The organism is Salinivibrio sp. KP-1 (assembly GCF_000968645.1).
GTDB classification, from domain to species: domain Bacteria; phylum Pseudomonadota; class Gammaproteobacteria; order Enterobacterales; family Vibrionaceae; genus Salinivibrio; species Salinivibrio siamensis.
The window spans coordinates 1-1,185 of sequence record NZ_LAQR01000010.1 but is presented as its reverse complement, the minus strand read 5'-3'; the positions used below and the strand labels follow the sequence as shown (position 1 = coordinate 1,185).

General features: G+C 49.4%; 2 protein-coding genes. One reads left to right on the top strand and one right to left on the bottom strand.

Annotated elements, in window-relative coordinates; all coding sequences use genetic code 11:
- Positions 1-257, top strand: a 257-nt coding sequence (locus WN56_RS17065) for a hypothetical protein (protein ID WP_046075053.1), incomplete at its 5' end; no start/stop codon positions are given.
- 46 nt (positions 258-303) lie between these two features.
- Here the strand turns inward: WN56_RS17065 and WN56_RS08445 are convergent.
- A partial coding sequence (locus tag WN56_RS08445; protein ID WP_082084437.1) for a LysR substrate-binding domain-containing protein occupies positions 304-1,185 on the bottom strand: 882 nt, incomplete at its 5' end.

Here is a 1,185-nt window from a genome sequence, read left to right as displayed (position 1 = left end):
GCGCCGATGGTAGTGTGGGGTCTCCCCATGTGAGAGTAGGACATCGCCAGGCTTGCTTTCTTGTTTTCAGATTTTTGGAAAAATCTGAAGGCAAAAACGCTTATCTTGCTAATTACTCGATGCTTTTGATATCTTTGATGCTCATGTATTGGCATACACTGTGCGTCTCGCTTCAAAATCCTCATCGCATCAAACAAGATAACCTAATTAAAGCAGCTACATGTAAGACTTTAATTAGCAGAAACACCAAGCCCTGACCTCACGGTCGGGGCTTTTTTGTATCTGTCGCGTGGTGATTGCTGGTTAAGTAGAAGAATGGGGTTGAGGTTGCCAGTGTAAGCAGAAATCCCAGAAGCGGGTGAGTAGGCCTGACTGGTATTTATCTTTGTGGCGCACAAGCCAATAGCGCCGGGATAATAGCAAAGGGAGTTCGAGGGCAACCACTCGACCATCGGCAATGGCGTGTTGAGCGGAGAGCTTAGACAGGTACGCCAAGCCTAACCCGGCACTTGCAGCATTTAAAATCGCTTCTGTGGTATTGAGCTCGAAAGAAAGGTGCCAGCGCTCGAAGCGAGGAGCAAGGCTTGAGAGAAAGTGCTCACGGGTGCCCGAGCCAGATTCGCGGATCAGCCAAGTTTGATTGTCGAGATCGCCCACACTTAACGGTGCGTGACTCACAAGCGGGTGATTAGGGTGACAAACCACCGCCATCTGATCGCTTAACCATGGCGTTTGCAGTAAATCGGGATGCAGTATTTCACCCTCTATCAACCCAATATCCAGCTCGAAGTGTTGAAGGCGAGTGATGATTTCTTGGCTGTTGGCAATCACCAATGTTTGTTGTTGATGACACGTCGCATGGCGAAAATCACTAATCAGTGTAGGTAAAAGCTGGTTACCCACCGTATCGCTTCCACCTAGTCGCAACCAACCAATCAGTTGGCTATCGTCTTTTAGTGTGGCACTGATTTCGTCGCTACGGGTGAGTAGTTCATCTGCTTTAGGGATAAGCGCTATCCCTTGGTCATTGAGGTGAAGCCGATTGCCGCGTCGATCAAACAAGGGGTAACCGAGCTGACTTTCTAACTCGGCGAGTGCCATACTGACTGCTGGTTTACTGAGAAACAGTTTCTTGGCGGCGGCGGTGATGGTGCCCTCTTGCACGATGGTTAAAAACACCCGCAG